Origin of the sequence: Emcibacter sp., from assembly GCF_963675455.1 — a bacterium.
Lineage (GTDB): Bacteria > Pseudomonadota > Alphaproteobacteria > Sphingomonadales > Emcibacteraceae > Emcibacter.
Genome location: NZ_OY776217.1, coordinates 1,014,298 through 1,032,391, shown reverse-complemented (window position 1 = coordinate 1,032,391; position 18,094 = coordinate 1,014,298). Strand labels below are relative to the sequence as shown.

Genomic DNA, 18,094 nt, shown 5'->3' with positions numbered 1-18,094 from the left:
ATGACAGGTTATCACCTAAATCTCCGGTATTATATCTGGAGTCAATACAATGGGGTCATAGAAACCGGGCTTGTTTTTCTGAATATAACGAATAAGCGAAGGATAATAAAAAATAATGAATACCGCCTTGATAAACACAACGGCGATCATACCCTGGCTAAAGAAAAAATATCCGGCAGCTACCAAAACAATTAGCAACAATACAGCCATAAGAATTGAGAGATAATATCCCGCAGGACTAATACCACTTTTGAATATGATATTCGGGTTTTGCGTCATCATTTTCTGATGAAGTTCTTTCACAAAGGAAATGTAAGTTTCGTTATTTTCCTTAAAGTCCCCAATTCCTATATAAGACGTATTAGTAATATCAATTCTATCGTTTTTTCGGCTCTTTATTCGAAGACGGTATCTATTTGATTGCACCCTGGAGGGCTGGAATTGTCCTTCAACAGACAAAATATCCTTATAATTTAGTGACCTTTCTTCTTCCCCTTCCTCATGCCAAGTTAATGCATCGTGCGCAGCAATATAAGTGCGCTCGCTGGTAAGAAAAGAATATCGATGAGTATAGGTTGCTATAGAATGTCGCCTTTAGTTTAATTTCTGACGATGTTGCAGCCTAAACAATTATAAGTTAACTGTAAATTTCAAATCAAATTAATCAGTTACTATTGAACGCCTTTTTTGCACCCAATGCACTAGCCATAGTTGCATATATATTTTATCAGGTAGAATTATGTTTTTGTTGGTTGCGTGTGATTTGAACCTACAAACACAACACGTTGATTATATTAAATATTATATTTTTCCTCAAATTGTCCAAATATATACCACATTGAATTTATTAGTCTTTTTCTATTTTCTTGGTTGCGGGGGCCTGCAACTACGGATGCAGTCACTTTGCATTAGCCGCATGAATCTAACGACTATAGTTTAAATCAAGGGCCGGGTTTATACGGGGGTTGTCGTATTTTCCAGCAAGTGGAAGCTCACATTCTAATCGGCCTACAGGGCTTCATCTTCACATCGCCGAGCCCGTACCGCTCCGGGGTTCAAAAGGCGGCACCTTTTGGCTACCTGCCTTAAATCAAACGACTCTGACCCCATTGATTCATATATGCGGTCGGCCCATTTCGGTTCCTGAGCAAAGCCATCCCGGACAGCGAATTCACAGTCGTTCCCGGGGCCGGGCATCTCTGGGTCCTCCTGCACCTGAGATCTACTCTGTGCGCTGACCAGGTTGCAGACTGGCACAAGCGGAAAAGCGAGGTAGAGGGACTGTTTCAGCGCGCGCACTTTTTGAATGAGCTTCGCAACATGGCGACATCCCCTGTCCCCGCAACCTCTTCAAAGGTAATGCCATATAGACTACTGTCATTTTTGGAGGATAGTTTCCGATCCTGAACGGAGCAAAAAAACGACCCCACATACATCTGACCCGTTAATCATATAAAATATGGACTTGTCTAAAAAAAGTGGACACGACCGTGCTCTTTAGGCGGCTGATGCGGCTATGTCCGACAGCCATGCCCTTTGCCTACAGCTCTTCCACCATCCGTAGGCGGCCTAAAACCCCTTCGCGACTGACTAGCTACTCCAGCATCAAGACTTTCAAGATCTCCGCCCGCTTCCCGCCCTGCTGGATGCCCCCTGGATTGAACCTTTTTCCTGAATCATAAACGAGAGCCCTGACTGAGCATTAAGGGGATTAAGGGGAGAGCGCATGAGCGCGGAGGGACTCATAATTCGGTTACTGTCACCGTAATTCTTACTGTCACCGTAATTCAGCCCGAGGATGAAGGTTTTAACCCCGCCTGCAGCTTCAGAGGCAGGGGTCTTTGTATCGTTTCATTTATTCAGAGAAACCGAGAGAACTGAATGGCAACAAGATGAGAAAATTCCAGGATTTTCGATCCAACAATTCTGTCGCTCAGAAAAATGTGTTGACAATTCAACACGGCCAGATAAGTTATCTGTTGATATATCAACTCATACTTTACGTTTCCGGGAGAATTCCATGACAATAATCGAAGGTCACCTTGCAATAAGTCCTCCTAATAATGTTCCAGTCTGGGACATCGATCCCTATGATGTGGAAATCCTCAAAAATCCGGGCGAATACTACGAGGAATTAATAGCGAAAGGCCCTTTTGTCTATATTCCCAAATATTCCGTTCTGGCCTGCGGGCGTTACCAGGAAGTCAAGGAAGTATTCTCTGACTGGAAACGCTTTGTCTCATCAAGAGGAGTTGGACTTAATGACTTCAAGCTACAAAAACCCTGGCGGGATCCGAGTATAATTCTGGAAGCTGATCCACCGGATCATACCAAAACACGAAAGATTCTTTCCCGGGTCCTCTCCCCGAAGGCCGTCTCGGCCTTAAAGGAAAATTTCCGCAAGGCTGCAGAAAGTTTGATCGATGAACTTCTCAAAAGGGAAGTTTTCGATGCCGTCACCGATATGGCGGAGGTTTTCCCTACATCCGTATTTCCCGATTTTGTAGGCCTCAAAGAAGTCAATAAAAGATATCTTATCGACTACGGAGCAACTGTATTTAACGCTCTTGGCCCTGATAACAAGCTGCGCCGGAAAGCAATGGACAGAGCCCCCGAAATTGTGTCCTGGATCATGGAACAATGTGAGCGTGACAATTTGTCCAAACATGGTATGGGCGCCGAAATTTATTCGGCCGCCGACGCAGGCGAGATCACGGAACAGGAAGCCGGCATGCTCGTGCGCTCCCTTCTATCAGCGGGTGTAGACACAACGGTTACAGGCATTGGAAGTGGTATCTATTGTCTTGCACATAATCCTGATCAGTTCGCATTACTGAAAGAAAACCCAGCTCTTGCCCGACAGACGTTTGAAGAAGTCTTGCGCTTCACCTCACCCGTTCACTCATTCTGCCGCACCGCGAACCAAGACACAACCGTCAGTGATGTCAAAATCAGGGAAGGCACAAAAATTATCTGTGTTCTGGGTGCTGCAAATATGGATGAAACCAAATGGCCCGAGGCTACTAAGTTCGACGTTGGTCGCAAACCTATAGGCCATCTTGCCTTTGGTACAGGCATCCATGGCTGTGTCGGTCAAAATATAGCCCGAGGCGAAGTTGAAGCTATACTCACTGCCCTAGCCCGCAAAGTGGACACAATTGAGCCGGCTGGTGAAGCTGTATGGCGCCCCAACAATGCCATCCATGCGCTGGGCAGCTTTCCAGTCACATTTAACAATAACTGAGGTACGTACTGTGTTACACGATAAATTCACTATAACCTTCGTCGATCCGGAGGGATTATCCTACCCGGTAAAAGCTGAGGAAGGCGAGAACCTGATGCAGGTGGCTGTTACTAACAGCATACCCGGGATCATCGGAGAATGCGGCGGAGCTATGGCCTGCGCCACCTGTCACATTGTTCTTGATGAAAAGGACATTAGCCGGTTTCCCGAACGTTCAGAGTCCGAAGAAGAAATGCTTGAATTTGCAGCAACAGAAAAACAGGCCGGTAGTCGACTGGCTTGCCAGCTTCTCGCCTGCCCCACGATAGATGGCATTGTAGTCCATGTGGCTGGAGAGTAAATTAGACCTGTCAGGCCGTCTCTATCTCCCTCAAACAACATATCACGCCATAAACTTCTTGCACCGATAGCTTTTTTAGCGATAAAAGAAATTACCGCAATACAACTGAACGTTCCGATGGATGCCAGTTGAAAGCAGGGAATTCAGAATGAAAAAAGCTATCGGGGGCAGCAAAAACACATCATCACCTGCCATTCTTTACTGTCCTGAAGGACGAATATCCTCCCCTGTTAAGAAACGGGAAGGACAGGATGTTGTTGATCTCACCACCTATATTCCCTACCTATTGTCTTCGGTGAACAATGTTCTTTCACGAGGAGCATCCCAATTTTATCTTGAGAAATTTGGCATCGGGATTGTAGAATGGCGGGTCATCTCCATGTTAGCCATTGAACCCGGCATTCCCGCCGCCCGGATCTGCGAGGTCATAGGTATTGACAAGGCCGCCGCCAGTCGGGCCCTGAACCAGCTTCAGAAACTTGGTTATCTGGTTTTCAAGGCCTCGAAGACGGACTCTCGCCGAAAAGCCTGGTGCCTCAACACTAAAGGGTACAAACTCCATGATCGTATTCTTGAGGTGGCTCTGGGCCGGGAGGAAAAACTTATTCAAGACGTCTCTCCTGAGGATCTTGAAATATTTCTCCGGGTAATGCGTCAGATGAGACAGAATGTAATAAAAATTTCCTCTCAAAATGAATAACCTTGAGAATTGTTCCACACTCTTCCACTAGGCGCTTGTTGGCCAGTGTGGACTTGTCTTGTGAATGTATGAGACATATTAATTCCTCTTTCTGCCTTTTACTTTTCCTTGTCTTTCGAGCTTATGCCGGAACCCATCGTCCCTCAAGGGACCGGGTTGTTCGGTTCCCTCACTGTCCGCACCACACCCTTGATCTCCTCCTGAACCCGGCGGGGGTATGTGGAAACAGCCACCGGGACTGTTTCCCCACCATCTGTGATGGCCCCCTTCGCCCCTCGAAAGGTAAAGCGCAGTCCATGTTGCCATTCAGCGCTGCGCCTTCGGTTAAACCCTACTTCTCCGTAGGTTCAATTCTGACCGACGCATGACTAAAACGAACAAACCCAGCGCGGGGCTGGGTTTGTTCGTTTTGGTTGCGGGGGTAGGATTTGAACTCAACCTATACACAGGCTTTCTCAACCTCGCAGCGTAAATATAGGCTAGACCCAAGACACTAACTTTAGCTTAAATCACTGCGAAAACTATCCAACCACCGGGGACTGGCTCAGTTGCAGTTCAATATTCCACCTATTTTTAGGAATCAATGACCGGAGATACAATTATTTTCCGGCAAATCTCTGCGACCTGCTCCACCGACAGTGGATCATTCTCACCCAGCCACCAGGCAAGCAACTCAAAAATCCCGCTGGTCACCAGAATGATAGCGATATCCAATGGCAGCCAGTCTTTATCACGGGGCCGGGGTTCGACGACTTCCCGTGATGCCTGGATAAACTCTTTGCGCAGTGTCTCCGCAGCGCCGCCAGTTAAAAGCGTTTTCCAAAGTTTCTTATTCTTGGCAACATGGTTGCACATGGCAAGACACGCTGACTGGATATCTTCAGTGTCCATAACGGCTGAAGAAAGCGAGACCAGTTTTCTGATCTCTTCTGCAGCTATGTCCTGCAGGATGAAGTCTTTGTCAGTATAATGACGAAAAAAAGTGTTATAGCCGACACCGGCAGCCGCTACGATCTCACGAACTGAGATCTTGTCAATCGACTTTTCTTCCAGGAGTTCAAGCAGTGCTTTCCGCAACGCATTACGCGTTTGAAGCACTCTCGCATCAGTCGCTGTGGAAAATTCAGGTCGATACATTTTCTGGGACATATTGTACAATCTGGTGAGTAGTGTAGCTTATAACGTGAAGGGAAAGATGGCCACATACTGCGAATATGTAGCCATCTGGATCGTCCCAAAACATAGCCGAATAGGCTGTTGAAAGCAACCAGCTGTTATCCTTCCGGAGCTACCGTAACCTTGAGACCTTCCAATTTATCGGATATACGAATCTGACAAGAGAGACGTGAAGTCGCAGGATCGCGATTTTCGGTTTCCTCGAGCAGGATATCTTCGTCTTCACTCATCGCGTCAACCTTGTCTTTGAACTCAGGATCAACATAGACGTGACATGTCGCACAACTCAGGCAACCGCCGCACAGGGCTTCCAACTCAAGCCCCTCGTCACGAATGACCTCCATCAACGTCAGGCTGTTTTGGGCATCAATCTCCGCTTCAATACCATCGCGGGACGTAACAAAAATTTTTGTCATAATTCTCTCCTATTTCACAGAAACAACTTCAAACTGCAGGTTAACCGGGGCACCTATCCAGGATTACAAGGCTGTAGTCTTGAAGTCCTATCCGTCGGTGCCCCGGTAATGCATGACCTATTTGGGTGTAAATTCGATATTCAGGTTCTCGAGACCGCGAATGATATAGGTGGGCTCGTAGCTGAAATCGCGATGACCGGCCGGTCCGTGATGCTTCTCCGAGAGCGTGATATCTGAGGTCTGATCAAAGAGGTGATTAAGGATTACCCGGATTTCCGTTCGCGCCAATGGATTACCGATACAGGTATGTGCCCCGCGACCGAAGGCGAGATGTTCCTTAATTTTTTCCCGCTTCAGCTGGAATTCAGAAGGGTTCTCCCAACGCATCGGATCACGGTTGGCCGCTGCAAGGGCAACAATGATCGTCTTGCCGGCTGGAATCTCCACATCACCGATTTTTGTTTTTCTCTTGGCCAGGCGGAAAGTTGCCTTGGTCGACCCTTCAAGACGCAACACCTCTTCCAGAAAAGCCGGTATCAGCTTGCGATCCTCACGCAGCCTTTTTTGCAGGTCCGGATCCTGAACAATATACCTCATGGAGTTGCCAAGAAGTTTGGCGCTTGTATCCTGACCCGCTCCGAACAGGAATGTGGCGTTTTTAATTACATCGATAGGATCGGGCAGAGACCCGTCTGGATATCTCGCGGTCGCGAATTCGGTCAGTACATCATCCTGCGGGTTTGCCCTTCTGTCCTCGATATAGCGCTGAAAATAGGGCACCATAAACGCGAAAGGCTCAATCTGGCGTTTGCTTCTGGAATCCTCAATGGCCCCGACAATCGGCGGCCCTGAATCAATTTCCCGGCGGAAAGTTTCACGGTCCTCATCGGGAATGCCGAGCAGATCGGCAATAACAAGGGTGACATAGGGGACCGCAACGTCTCTTACCAACTCACAACTTCCCTTGGTGACGACTTCTCTAACCAGCTTATCAGCCAACTCATTCATATAGGCTTCGTTGGACTTCAGTCGCGATGGCGTGAACAGAACGGTCATCAACGAGCGAAAAGCTTTATGTCTCTGGCCATCAGCACTGACCAGAATGTCAGAGCGTATGAACTCATCCCAGTGCTTCTCGATCTGCGTAGAAATATCATCCCCCACCAACTCGAAGGGCAAAGGCTGCGTCGGCACCACGCAGTTGACCGAGGAAAAGTCTTCCGTGTTGAGCAATACATCCACAGATTCCTTAAATCCGGTCACCATCACCATATCGCGGCTCTTCAGTTGCAAAACCGGGCCGAGCGCCCTCAGGTCATCGAAATATTTATAGGGATCCTTAAGTACCTCGTAATCTGTGAAGTAATCAATCTCATCAGCTTGTTTCATCATGACTGTCTCCTGAAATTTAATCATCTTACTTATGGAATAATATGCTCCATATATTAGATAGAGACATTTTTTTAACCTGTCAAGTTATGGATTACTGTACGCCATAAAATAAAAGCACACTTCAAACCGAAGTGTGCTTTTATTTGAGAACTGTGTGGTCTGCCGGAATCAGTGTTTAAGTTTATAGGCCATCACAGCGTCCCCCATGGTGGAGCCATACATGCTGTGTCCGCCGGCGGGAATCACCACATACTGCTCGCCGTTCACTTCATAGGTCACCGGCACCGCCGTCCCGGCGGCAGGCAGATCGGTTTCCCACAGCACTTCACCGGTATGCAGGTCAAAGGCGCGAAAAACGTCATCGAGCGTATAACCGATAAACACCAGCCCGCCGGCGGTGACCAGCGGACCGCCGGCACCCGGGGTACCCAGTTCGATCTCCATGGAGAAGGGTGCAAACTTGCGGATATCGCCCAGTGGCACTTCCCAGACAATTTGCCGCTTTTCCATATCCACGGCCGTCAGCGCCGCCCATGGCGGTTCGGAACAGGGCGCGCCAAAGTTTGACAATGGCGCCGAAACCTCCGCCTTATAGGGAGCCCCCTTGTTGGGGAAGACCATGGAGCCGCGGGTTTCAATAGACTGTTTTTCTGTCCCGCTATCCTCTCCCCCCTCTTTGCGCACCAGCTTGACAATCAGCGGAACCCGGTTTGACGGCACCACCATGATTTTGCTGTCGGGATCATAGCCACCGCTGCCCCAGTTAGGTCCACCGCCATTCGCCGGAGAAAACAGGGTTCCCTTTTCGCTGGGCGGCGTATAGATCGGGCCGTAATTGAGTTCCTCAATCTTGCCTTCGCAATTCCATCTGTCAATGAAGGTGAAACCCCAGGCATCCTCCGGGGAGAATCCCTGGGGCATCAATACCGGCATGCCGTCCGGAAAAGGTTGAGTGGGAGACAGAACCTCTTCCTTTACTTTGCCGGTTTGTGGCACCGGACGTTCGACAATCGGCACCAAGGGTTTGCCCGTCTTGCGGTCGAAGACAAAAATCAGCCCCATTTTGGTATGCTGCACCAGCGCCGGGACCAGTTTGCCGTCGACAGGGAAATCAATCAGCATGGGCTGCGCCGGCAGGTCGTAATCGAAGATATTATGGTGTACCAGTTGGTGATGCCACACCACTTCGCCGGTGCCCCCCCGCAAAGCGACGATGGAGGTGGAATAGTCATTGTCCCCCGGGCGGTCGCCGCCGAAGAAATCCACAGAAGCCGACGAGGTGGGCAGGTAAACCAGATCCAGGTCGTTATCCACAGCCATGTCGGTCCAGACATTGGCGGCGCCGATGCCATCGGTTCCCCCTTCCCAGGTTTTCATCGCCGGATCGGCCGGATCGCGGGGGATGGGATCAAACTGCCACAGATGTTCGCCGGTGCGGGCGTTATAGGCCATAACCCTTCCACTGGGCATGTTGACCCGCTGGTTGTCCGCGATGAAACTGCCGACCACAATCACATCATTCACGATAGCGGGATTGGCGCTGATGATAAGTTCGCCCGGCTGTTCCATGGGTTGGCTGGTCGGGACCGGAACCGCGCCAGTGTCGCCAAAACCGGTGCAGGGTTTGCCGTCTCTGGCATCGATTGCCACCAGCCGGTTATCCGGCGTACCGAGGATCAGGCGCGTCCGGCAGTGACTTCCTCCCGGCGCGGTACTGTCCACCCAGTGGGACACGCCGCGACATTTGCGGGAGAAGAACTGCTCCGATCCATGATCATAGGTCCAGCGTTCTTCACCCGTCGCCGGATCCAGCGCGATCAGGCGGCGGTTGATGGTGCAGATCACCAGGTTGCCATCGATCAGGGTCGGCAGGTCCTGGAAGGACGTAAAAGCACCTTCCTGCGGGATATCGCCGGTATGATATTCCCAGGCCAGTTCCAGATCACCCACAGTGTCCTTGTTGATCTGTGACAGAGGGGAATATTTTGCGGTCGGGTCAATTTGTCCGCTCCCCTCCGCGTGAAGAATGGCCGGCGTCAGCAGCAAACAGGCAATCGTCAACAGGTTCAAAAATTTTATTGTCTGTGGTTTCATGTGAGCCTCCTGCCTTGTCTAAGAAGGTACGCCATACTTGATGACCAGCTCTGCTCCTTCGGCCCCTTCTTCCAGCGGCATGCGCAGAGCATTCACCACCCCGGACATTAAAATATAATTGCCGACAGCAAACAAGAACTCCAACATCTGCGTTTCATCAAACTTTTCGGAAATTGCCGTCCACAGGTCGTCATCAAGTGTATGAGTTTCCCGCAGTTGATCTACTGCTCGCAGAAGAGTTCGCTCGAAATCCGCCCAGTGGGAGGAATCCGACCCTTGCTTCAGGGCAGAAATATCCTCTTCCGTGATAACTCCCGACCGTAATCCCTCACGAACATGGCTCAGCCATTCATATGCCGATCTACAGGTCCATCCCACATAGAGGATGATCAGCTCACGTTCCCGCCCAGGCAGAACCGAATTCATCAGTAGTTGCCGGTTATACTCCAGAAACGGGCGCATCAACTGCGGATGCTTGGCGAGAACGGATATAATTTTGTAGCGCGGTCCATTTTCCCGTTCTTCGGGTCCACCCAGGACTGCGAAAACGTCGCGCGCACCCTCTGTCCATTCAGATCTCTTCAGCGGTGAAATTCTTAGTTCGTCTTTAGACATCATTCTTCGCACTTTCCCTTAATCAACGTTATATGGAATACTTTACTCCATATTTACTAAACTGGAAAAGCGCCCCTGTCAATATATGGAGTATATTATTCCATATATTACGCTGACCTATGTAGCCAGATCAATCCGAACTAGTTCCGTGCAATGCCCAACATGAGTGGAATTATCCTAAAAAATGGACAGGACAGAGCTCTTTAAGCGGTTAATTTTTCACACGCCATTGGGCTGACTGAATTGCTCCTGGTTTCTCAAGCACCATACACAGCAATAGTAAAGCAAGGTGTTTTTGTTTCTTTGGTTGCAGGTGATTTGAACCTACAAACTTAACACATTGATTTTATTGGATATTATATTTAACCCTGAATCCAGCATGCGTAACCAACTGAAATTTAAAGATATTTTTCATATGATTGGTTGCGGGGGCAGGATTTGTACGGAAGTTGACATGACTTCTCCCCAAAGAGGGACAAAGATTAAATTCGGTTACTGTCACCGTAATTCCGCACCGTAATTCCCGATGGTGCCCCGGCTATAGAAAGTCTGGGTCGTATAAAGCTCTTTGCCATTGTTTGACTCAAGAAATCCACCCATCAGGGCCGCGCCAATCGAACTTTTATACTGTTGTGTGTCCGCCCCCACATCCAGCAACACAACCTTCCCTGCCACCATGCTGTAAAAACTGGCATCAGAAACAAATACCCAGTCTGCCGGATAGCTCTCCGGCAGTTTATTTACAGTCGGTGTTTCTTCGATAGAAAGCTCAGCAAAAGAAGTTACAGGCAGGCTCGCCACCCAAAAAAGGGTGGTTAAGAGGGTCTTCCTCATCATAGTCCGGTCTCACTTGGAAAAATTTAAATTTCAGGAAGCGGGAGGTGTGAAAGCGGCCGATACTATCGGCCGCTCGAGTTTCAGTCAGAGTTCGCCGACCACATATTGGTCGCCCTTGCAAATCCACTCTCCGTTTTCCTTGGCCCACAAGAAAAGAATGATAAAAGTGAAGGGCTTTTCATTGGGATCGGTGGGCGTTACATGGAAATTCGCCCAGTCCCACCCCGCGTCTCCATCAACGAAAGTGTGCACAGATTCTATGGAAACCGTGGCTGTCGGCACAATATGCTCATATTCCTTTCGGAGAGCCTCGCGCCCCAGGGTTACCTTTCCAGACGGATCCACGGACACAACGTCTTCGCTGTAAAATTTGTCAGCAATTGTGTCGGCGTCATTTTCCGCAAAGGCCTTGACCTTCAGGTCGTATTTTTCCTTGATTGCCGCCTCAAACGCTTTTAGTTCTTTGTCCGTTCCAGCCTGAAGCGACCCGGACAGGGCGACAGCGCCAAACAGAGCGACACATACATAAGTTACAATCTTTTTCATTACAAAATCTCCAAAATCTGATTAGCGGCCCGCTCGCCTTCGGCTGCAGCGGTTTCCCACATCTGGGCGCCGGATAGTTCGGCATGTGCAAATGCCACCCGGCCGTAACGTTTCTTGAGTACCTCGAGAGGCGACGGCTTGCCGTCCTTGCCGAAGAAGAAGCCCGGTGGATCGACCAGATAAGCGTGCCCCTGTCTGTTGGTGATGATACCGGCGATATCCCGGTCAGCATTAAACCCGTAGTCCCCGAACATTTCCGTAAACTGGTCCCGGATCTGCATTTCTATGTCACTGTAAGACATTGCAAAGAGGCTCATACGCGCCGCCGTGCATTGTTCATCATGTGGCATGCCGGGAAGACAGAAGGAATTGTAGAGAGTGAATACAAAAGGCTTTGACGGGTCCAGCGGCTGCGTTTCCTCGCCGCCAAGGACAAGGTTGCGGCGCAGACTTGCCCACCAGCCGAAGCCGTCAAACCATCGCGCCGACGCCACGCCCAGCTTTTCCAGAAACTTCCAGTTCCGGACCGCCACATTGGCGACCAGCATAGGCGCATGATGGAATTGCTTCATCGCCCAATTCACATCTTCCGGCATGTCCCTGCAGATATGACGGTTCGCATGCTGCTGCCCGGCGGCAATGACCGCTTTGGCCTTGGTCCTGAAAACCTTACCGCCTTTTACATAGGTAACGGTAGCGGATTTTGCACGTGACAGATCACCATCATGCTGGATACCGATCACCGTGCTGGAAAGTCGCATGCGTACGTCAGCCCTCGGCTTGTCAAGCGCCGCCCAGTTTACCCTGCTACGGTAAACGTCAACCACATTGTCCTCGCCCTCGAACACATCAGGCATGGTTTTCTTCAAAAGTTTGCGGGCGATAATCGCATTCCCGCCCGGGAAAGACGCCAGATAGATGTCATCCGTCGGATCGGACCCTCCATCAAGATAGCGCCAGTAACCATTCACGCCCGGTTGCGTAAAATTAAACGCCGAGAGTGCGGAAACTGCATCAGCGCCAAGCCCGCATCCCATAGCGGCCATTTGCGGATTCAGGTAGTCTGTGACAACATCAAGATCAGTCCCGGTAATCCCGACTTCCTGTTCGATGAATTGTTTATAAGTAATACTGTCCAGCCACTGCATCCAGTCGTCCCGTTTGGGTGGATTGCGGTAAAGCTCCAGTTTCATCAGAGCATTGCGCTGAGATTCTGTAAGCGGCGTATCCTTGAACCCGGTACGCCAAGGATTCTTGGACCACCCGTGACCCGGATAATAGAACCCGGTGTCGGAGCGTTCCCACGCCACGTGCATCGGGCTATAGGCGTCCTCAGGCACAAGAATATCCTTCTTCAGCCCCTGTACCTTTTGAAATTCATATTGTTGCGGCAAGCCGATCTCATCGGTGAGCGGACTGATAAAATTGGCAGCCTTCGCCCGGTCATAAGGCACCACAATTCCGGTGGACCCCTGGGGCCCAGTCAGACGATAGCCGTCCACCTCAAATTCATTCTGCTTGGCCTCGCCTCCGAAAATGGCGTGCTGGTCCAGCATCAAAATTTTTGCATCGGGCTTGTCCCGGCGCGTAATATATGCCGCTGTCAAACCGGCAATGCCGCACCCGACGATAATCAGATCATATTCTTCATTGGTATCACTGGCACCCGCTATGGCTTGATCATAGGAGTGATTCCGGATCGCGCCATGCGCTGCCCGCACCACCTCTGCTGTGTTGCCGTTTTTGCCGGCGTAATCGCCAATTCCGCCTGGACCTGTCCAGTCATCACCGATGTCGGTCATGGTCAGTCCAGGCGTCTGAGCACGCGCGACACCGGAAAGCAATCCCGGGGCGTTGGCCGAAAGAAGTGCAGCGCCGGTTCCAAGAAGGGTGCCACCGACAAAATCCCGGCGCGTAATATCGCCCCAGTTGCGCTTTTGCCGGTCTGACAGTGATGTTGAGTTTTTGCTCATGTGTCTATCCTGCATTAGGGGCCGGAAAGGCGGCAAAAAGACATGGAAACCGGTTTCCGGGAAGAGACGGTTGGAAACCGTCCCATGCCTTTTTGCCTAGGCTGTAGTTCAAGAGAGATTAGTACCGGAACCTGAACGTCACACCATAGGTTCTGGGCTCACTATGCTTCTGCTCGTACAAACCAAAGTCGGCAAACGGTAATGATTCTGTCAGATATTCCTCATCCGCCAGGTTCTTTACCCAGACTGACAGCGAGTAGCGTTCATCCGCATCCTCATAGCTCAACGCCGCATTCAGCACCCAGTAACCAGGCTGGAAGTTGAGCGGATCATTTGAGGCATCGAAATATTGATCATCAACATAGTTGAACTCGAACCTGGGTATGATTGTGCCTGCATTCCCGCCCAGCTCAAGACGATAATCCACCACGCCACTGAGGTTTATGTTCGGCGCAAGCGCAAGCTCGTTCCCTTCAAAACCATCAAGACCGTCCGCAGTCACATCCTTTAGCTTGGTGTCCACCAGTCCAAGCCCAAGCTGTATCTTAAGACCTTCTACTGGACGAGCGGTCACTTCAATCTCGGCGCCGTAAGCTTCGGCCGACGCTGCGTTGACAATCCTGGTAACCGGAATACCGCCCGGTCCCTCTGTAAAGTTAAACAACTGAAGATCAGAGAACTCATTGTAAAACGCCGCGACATTCAGCACCAGTTTTCGATCCAGGAACGTAGACTTGAAGCCGATTTCATAGGCATTGACAAATTCCGGATCAACAACACTGAATTCGCCATCATTGAAGACAATACCGTTATATCCGCCGCTTTTGAAACCGCGGTTATAGCTGCCGTAGACCAGCACATTATCGGTCAGGTCATAATCAAGACCCAGCCGCCATGTAAAGGCGTCCCAGTTATTGTCTCTGGATGGACCGATCCCGGCTTCGGCATTGGCGTCCAGAATGTCGCTGCTGACCAGAGTCTCCAGATCACCGCTTATGGTGTAGACCCATCGATCAAGCACATCAAAATCGATGGTTTTCTTTTCGTATGTCCAGCGCGCGCCAACTGTGGCCCGCAGCCGTTCGGAAATCTCATAACCCGCCTGACCGAATACTGCGAAATTTTCTGTATCCTGCGCATAGTCCTGATAACTTACGCCATCAAACAGCGTGAAGTTGAAATCATTATGCGCCTCCAGGTCTTCAGTGAAATAATAAGCCCCGACAATCCAGTTCAGCGGTCCGTCCGTGGTGGAGGTAAGCCTTACTTCCTGACTGAATTGCTCGGAATAGTCCGAGAAAATCACATCAATAATCGCGTTGGGACTCGCATCAGAATCTTCGTTGGTCCAGTAATCTGTCTTTTCATATGCTGAAATGCTGGTGAGAGAGAAGCCGTCAAAATCGATGGTGCCATTTAAAGACACACCAAGGTTTTCAATTTTTTCCAGCGCATCAATATCCGAAGACAAAGTCTGGAAGTCGGGATTTTCGGAGTAGCCGAAGTAATCTTCTCCACCGGCAAGACCCACACTATGGTAATAGGAGCTGCTTGCCCGGCTATTGCCGCCATGAACATTCAGCACCCATTCCTGCCCTTCCCCGGGCGTAAATACCACAAGGGCCCGAGCCGCCCAGTTATTCCGGTTATTTACCTTGTCGCCTGTGTACTCATTGAGCGTATAGCCATCGCGGTCGTTTGAAACAAATGATAGCCGCGCCGCGAGTTTGTCTTTAACAACCGGCACACTTACTCCAGCCTCTATATCAAACTGATTGAAGCGCCCGTAGGTGACCGAACCATCCACCGCGAATTCGTCGCCCGGACGTTTGGCGAAAAAGCTGATGGCTCCGCCGGTGGTGTTCTTGCCAAACAGAGTACCCTGCGGGCCGCGAAGGACCTCAACCCGTTCCAGGTCGAACATCTGGAACAACTGGCCGGAGCGGGAGGAAATATAGACCTCGTCACTGTAAACCCCGACAGCCTGGCTGTCCGTGGCATTGAAGCTTTTAAAGCTGATGCCCCGCATGGCGAAAACCGGTTTGGCCTGTTGATAAGCGCCCGAAACCTGCAGGTTGGGCGTTTGGGCCGCGATATCCCCCGGATCGGAAAAATCAAAGGCTTCCAGTTCAGAAGCCTGGAAGGCCGTTACGGCGACGGGAACATCCTGAAGGGATTGATCACGTTTTTGAGCGCGAACAACAATTTCTTCAAACTCCATCCCCTGAGCAACAACCGTACTGACTGGAAACAGCGCGGAAGAAGCCAGAATCATACCGGTGAGCGAAACAGCTCCTGCTTTTGGAAAAATCATATGCGTCTCCTCTATTTTTGTAATTTATTCGAGTATATTTATAATTTTTAAATTTAGTCAAGTCGATTATTCACCACAAAAATATCGCAATAAAAACAATTATATACATACCTTAAAAGGAACCGAGCCTTCATCCCTACCTGAAACAAGACTCCCCGTTCATGGAATCGATTCCAGTATTAAATTGGAATATATTCTGGTATAAGTGTAACAACGAGTGTAATACGAACAATAAAAGCCCATTGGAACAGCATATGAGTGAGTCCATTTCATTGGAAAACACAACAAAGCGAAAACATACCCAGGCCCGCGGTAGAGAACGAAGACTGGCACTGCTCCAGGCAGCGAGGGAGCTCCTGAACGAAAGAGACATGGGGCAAATAACCCTCCCTTCCGTAGCAGAACATGCGGGAATCGCCACAAGCTCAACCTATCATTTTTACCCAGATATCCGTGAACTGTTCAAAGATCTGGCGGCCTCGATTGCTGACGAAATGATAAATTCACCGCTGGATCTTCCGAGTCCCGGAACCTGGGAGGATCTTGTGAGAAGCTATACCAAGGCGGCATGCGATTTTTATAGCCAGGATATTGCCGCACGCCAGTTGATGCTGGGCATAAAGACCGATCCTGAAATTAAAAGAGCCGGGTGTGCAAAGGAGGCTGGGTTTGGTGATGCGCTGATGTCATTACTTGAAAAATATTTCATCCTGCCTGCGCTCGAAAATCCTGGACAAATCTTCTTTCGGGCCATTCAGATCGCTGACGCCATGTTTATGATCTCCGTTGAGGAAAACGACAGATTAACGGAAGAATATGTGGAAGAAGCTTGCCGCGCAAAAGTTGCTTATCTGGAGTTATATCTCCCAAAGTATCTCCCCAGAAAAAATCACCTGGACTTGTCTTAAAAAAGTGGACAGGACCGTGCTCTTTAGGCGGCTAATTTTTCATAGGCCATCGGGCTGATGTTGCCAAGGGTCGAATGTCGCCTTTTCCGGTTATAGAAGTTCATAATGTACTCATTGATGATCCTTTCTGCCTGTTCCCGGCTTTCGAATTTCACGCGCCAGACAAGTTCCGCTTTCAAGGTTTTGAAGAAGGCCTCGACAGCCGCATTGTCATAGCAGTTGCCTTTCCCGGACATGGACGGGACGATGGCATGTTGTTTCAGCGTCATCTGGTATTCTGTCGCCACATATTGCCAAATATATTCTATTGCCACGGTCTGAGTGATGGATCAGACCCGGCTCCGGCCGACGCAGGGAGATGGCCATTTTTAGCGCCTGCAAGGCCAGATCCTGCTTCATCCGGTCACTCATATGCCATCCGACAATGCGGCGGGAATAAAGGTCCATCACCACAGCCAGATAAATCCAGCCGCGCAGGGTGGCGACATAGGAGATGTCAACGACCCATTTCTCATTGGGCCTGCATTCAATAAGTTGTCGGCCGTAAAGTCCTGATCCAGCAGGTTGGGGGCATAGCCGAACGACGGCACGAGGCCGGGCCGCTGATAGCGTTTCCTGCGGCTGCGAATGGCCTGAATGCCATTCTCCCTCATCAGGCGCCCGATACGGGTGTGCCCGACCTCCAGTCCCTTGGCCTTCAGTTCTTCCACCATCCGCGGGCGGCCGTAGGAATAGTGGCTGCTTTCGAACTCCGCCTTGATATGGGCCAGAAGCACCAGGTCCTCCCGGGACCGTTTGCTGGCAGGGCGGCTGCGCCAGGCATAATAGCCCGACCGGCAAACCTCCAGCAGGCTGCAGAGGCGGCCCACCTGATGATGCGCCTTCTCCGCATCGATAAATCGGTAGCGCATTATTTTTGGCTTGCGAAGAAGGCGGTTGCTTTTTTTAAGAGTTCGCGCTCCTCACGCAATATCCTGTTCTCGCGACGAAGCCGGGCAAGCTCCTGGTGAAGGTCGTCAGACCCGCCGGAAGGCTCTTCCGCCCCCTGCTGTGCCTGTCGATGTTCGGTGATCCACTTGCCAAGGGTCGATTTGCCGATCCCCAAATCTTCGGCAACGGCCTGCCGCGGTAAATTGCTGCTCAGCGCCAGCTTGACAGCCTCACGCTTGAAATCTTCTGAATGTCTTGTTCGGACCATAAGTTCCTCCATAAAATATCAATAAGTCTTTTGGAGGCCCTGTCCACTTTTTTAAGACAAGTCCAGTCAATTGGCGTTAGTAGCCTGAACTTAACAACTTCGGTTTAGATCAGGAGCAGGATTTGTACGGAAGTTGTTATAAAAAGGGCAAAAAGCCAAGACCTCCGATACTTTTTCCGTCAAGCATAAAAAATCAACTCTCCGGCTTCCCGTACGACGCTAGTTAATTATTTTTTAATTTAATTAGTTCAAATGCTTATGGGATAGTTCTGAAATTTTTATTTGTATTTTAACAGTATGGTGTTGAGTATGCTTAAAAGGGGTAAGGGGATAAAAAACGC

14 protein-coding genes and 1 pseudogene are annotated in these 18,094 nt (G+C 50.0%); 4 read left to right on the top strand and 11 right to left on the bottom strand.

Going from position 1 to position 18,094, the window contains the following annotated elements; translation table 11 throughout:
• Nucleotides 1-15: 15 nt before the first annotated feature.
• Nucleotides 16-459, bottom strand: a complete 444-nt coding sequence (locus ACORNT_RS04620; protein ID WP_321395962.1) for a hypothetical protein — start codon at nt 457-459, stop codon at nt 16-18.
• A gap of 1,561 nt (nt 460-2,020) precedes the next feature.
• Between ACORNT_RS04620 and ACORNT_RS04615 the strand changes: the two genes are divergently transcribed.
• From ACORNT_RS04615 to ACORNT_RS04605, 3 genes are all read left to right on the top strand, one after another.
• Nucleotides 2,021-3,244, top strand: coding sequence for a cytochrome P450 (locus ACORNT_RS04615; protein WP_321395959.1), 1,224 nt, complete (start codon nt 2,021-2,023; stop codon nt 3,242-3,244).
• A 10-nt stretch (nt 3,245-3,254) separates the two neighbouring features.
• On the top strand, nt 3,255-3,584 hold the full coding sequence (locus tag ACORNT_RS04610; RefSeq protein WP_321395957.1) for a 2Fe-2S iron-sulfur cluster-binding protein: 330 nt from the start codon (nt 3,255-3,257) through the stop codon (nt 3,582-3,584).
• 148 nt (nt 3,585-3,732) lie between these two features.
• Nucleotides 3,733-4,284, top strand: coding sequence for a MarR family winged helix-turn-helix transcriptional regulator (locus ACORNT_RS04605; protein ID WP_321395954.1), 552 nt, complete (start codon nt 3,733-3,735; stop codon nt 4,282-4,284).
• Nucleotides 4,285-4,857: 573 nt separating this feature from the next.
• On the opposite strand, the gene ACORNT_RS04600 is transcribed toward ACORNT_RS04605, so the two are convergent.
• The 9 genes from ACORNT_RS04600 to ACORNT_RS04560 all read right to left on the bottom strand — a co-directional run bounded on the left by ACORNT_RS04600 (nt 4,858) and on the right by ACORNT_RS04560 (nt 15,647).
• The gene (locus ACORNT_RS04600) at nt 4,858-5,433 is read right to left on the bottom strand and encodes a TetR/AcrR family transcriptional regulator (protein WP_321395951.1); all 576 of its coding nucleotides are present in this window, start codon (nt 5,431-5,433) and stop codon (nt 4,858-4,860) included.
• 125 nt (nt 5,434-5,558) lie between these two features.
• Nucleotides 5,559-5,876, bottom strand: a complete 318-nt coding sequence (locus tag ACORNT_RS04595; protein ID WP_321395948.1) for a 2Fe-2S iron-sulfur cluster-binding protein — start codon at nt 5,874-5,876, stop codon at nt 5,559-5,561.
• A 117-nt stretch (nt 5,877-5,993) separates the two neighbouring features.
• Nucleotides 5,994-7,268, bottom strand: a complete 1,275-nt coding sequence (locus tag ACORNT_RS04590; protein ID WP_321395945.1) for a cytochrome P450 — start codon at nt 7,266-7,268, stop codon at nt 5,994-5,996.
• Between the two features lie 168 nt (nt 7,269-7,436).
• Nucleotides 7,437-9,362: a pyrroloquinoline quinone-dependent dehydrogenase gene (locus tag ACORNT_RS04585; RefSeq protein ID WP_321395943.1), complete on the bottom strand. Its 1,926-nt coding sequence runs from the start codon at nt 9,360-9,362 to the stop codon at nt 7,437-7,439.
• Nucleotides 9,363-9,380: 18 nt separating this feature from the next.
• Nucleotides 9,381-9,980 carry a carboxymuconolactone decarboxylase family protein gene (locus ACORNT_RS04580; RefSeq protein ID WP_321395941.1) on the bottom strand — a complete coding sequence of 200 codons (600 nt, stop codon included), beginning with the start codon at nt 9,978-9,980 and terminating at the stop codon, nt 9,381-9,383.
• Between the two features lie 495 nt (nt 9,981-10,475).
• Complete coding sequence (locus ACORNT_RS04575) at nt 10,476-10,814, bottom strand: hypothetical protein (RefSeq protein WP_321395938.1); 339 nt, start codon at nt 10,812-10,814, stop codon at nt 10,476-10,478.
• Between the two features lie 84 nt (nt 10,815-10,898).
• A complete protein-coding gene (locus tag ACORNT_RS04570; RefSeq protein ID WP_321395936.1) occupies nt 10,899-11,360 on the bottom strand; it encodes a nuclear transport factor 2 family protein in 462 nt (153 codons plus the stop codon).
• Complete coding sequence (locus ACORNT_RS04565) at nt 11,360-13,333, bottom strand: NAD(P)-binding protein (protein WP_321395933.1); 1,974 nt, start codon at nt 13,331-13,333, stop codon at nt 11,360-11,362. Before ACORNT_RS04565 ends, ACORNT_RS04570 begins: the two co-directional genes overlap by 1 nt.
• Nucleotides 13,334-13,451: 118 nt before the next feature.
• Nucleotides 13,452-15,647: a TonB-dependent receptor gene (locus ACORNT_RS04560; protein WP_321395929.1), complete on the bottom strand. Its 2,196-nt coding sequence runs from the start codon at nt 15,645-15,647 to the stop codon at nt 13,452-13,454.
• Nucleotides 15,648-15,901: 254 nt separating this feature from the next.
• Here ACORNT_RS04560 and ACORNT_RS04555 point away from each other — a divergent pair, with 254 nt between their 5' ends.
• Nucleotides 15,902-16,555: a TetR/AcrR family transcriptional regulator gene (locus tag ACORNT_RS04555; protein ID WP_321395927.1), complete on the top strand. Its 654-nt coding sequence runs from the start codon at nt 15,902-15,904 to the stop codon at nt 16,553-16,555.
• Nucleotides 16,556-16,578: 23 nt separating this feature from the next.
• Here the strand turns inward: ACORNT_RS04555 and ACORNT_RS04550 are convergent.
• Nucleotides 16,579-17,753: pseudogene (locus tag ACORNT_RS04550) on the bottom strand (IS3 family transposase).
• Nucleotides 17,754-18,094 lie beyond the last annotated feature (341 nt).

Coding starts and splice junctions, on each gene's coding strand:
- ACORNT_RS04615 (WP_321395959.1), top strand. CDS start 2,021: ATGACAATAATCGAAGGTCACCTTGCAATAAGTCCTCCTAATAATGTT.
- ACORNT_RS04605 (WP_321395954.1), top strand. CDS start 3,733: ATGAAAAAAGCTATCGGGGGCAGCAAAAACACATCATCACCTGCCATT.
- ACORNT_RS04600 (WP_321395951.1), bottom strand. CDS start 5,433: ATGTCCCAGAAAATGTATCGACCTGAATTTTCCACAGCGACTGATGCG.
- ACORNT_RS04595 (WP_321395948.1), bottom strand. CDS start 5,876: ATGACAAAAATTTTTGTTACGTCCCGCGATGGTATTGAAGCGGAGATT.
- ACORNT_RS04590 (WP_321395945.1), bottom strand. CDS start 7,268: ATGATGAAACAAGCTGATGAGATTGATTACTTCACAGATTACGAGGTA.
- ACORNT_RS04585 (WP_321395943.1), bottom strand. CDS start 9,362: ATGAAACCACAGACAATAAAATTTTTGAACCTGTTGACGATTGCCTGT.
- ACORNT_RS04580 (WP_321395941.1), bottom strand. CDS start 9,980: ATGATGTCTAAAGACGAACTAAGAATTTCACCGCTGAAGAGATCTGAA.
- ACORNT_RS04575 (WP_321395938.1), bottom strand. CDS start 10,814: ATGATGAGGAAGACCCTCTTAACCACCCTTTTTTGGGTGGCGAGCCTG.
- ACORNT_RS04570 (WP_321395936.1), bottom strand. CDS start 11,360: ATGAAAAAGATTGTAACTTATGTATGTGTCGCTCTGTTTGGCGCTGTC.
- ACORNT_RS04565 (WP_321395933.1), bottom strand. CDS start 13,333: ATGAGCAAAAACTCAACATCACTGTCAGACCGGCAAAAGCGCAACTGG.
- ACORNT_RS04560 (WP_321395929.1), bottom strand. CDS start 15,647: ATGATTTTTCCAAAAGCAGGAGCTGTTTCGCTCACCGGTATGATTCTG.
- ACORNT_RS04555 (WP_321395927.1), top strand. CDS start 15,902: ATGAGTGAGTCCATTTCATTGGAAAACACAACAAAGCGAAAACATACC.